1 pseudogene is annotated in these 417 nt (G+C 56.1%); it reads right to left on the minus strand.

Annotated elements, in window-relative coordinates:
• Nucleotides 1–252 precede the first annotated feature (252 nt).
• Nucleotides 253–417, minus strand: a pseudogene (locus HX823_RS32135) (LysR family transcriptional regulator); the annotation flags it as partial.

The following is a 417-nucleotide window of genomic DNA, read 5'->3' on the forward strand; positions in this document are numbered from 1 at the left end:
AACGACGGGTACTTGATGAAGTCAGCCCGTGTGGGCGGTTGGCAGCCAAGCAGGGCAATGGCGGACATCACCGCAGCGGTGGTTTGAAAGGCGGTGGAGGGGACGATATTCCAGTTCATGATGATCAAAACTCCCCACGAGGGAGCCCTTGAGTTGACGCTGCCACGGCCTAGAGTGTTGTGGCCGCAAGAGAATGCTACGGCCGAATTGGTTCCTCAAAAAGATCCACTTAGTGCTAATTTGGTCGGGCCATTAATGGGCTGTGTATCGAAACCCGCCGGACAGTTTGCCCTTCAAATAACTGACCAACACACTCACCGCCTTCGGCACATGCGGCGAATACGGTCGGATCAGGTAGATCTCATCGGCAAACGCGCCCTTGAGTGTCCAGCCCTTGAGCACCTGCACCAGCTTGCC

It is taken from the genome of Pseudomonas sp. P7759, from assembly GCF_013386445.1.
In the GTDB taxonomy this organism is placed as follows: Bacteria; Pseudomonadota; Gammaproteobacteria; order Pseudomonadales; family Pseudomonadaceae; genus Aquipseudomonas; species Aquipseudomonas azotoformans_A.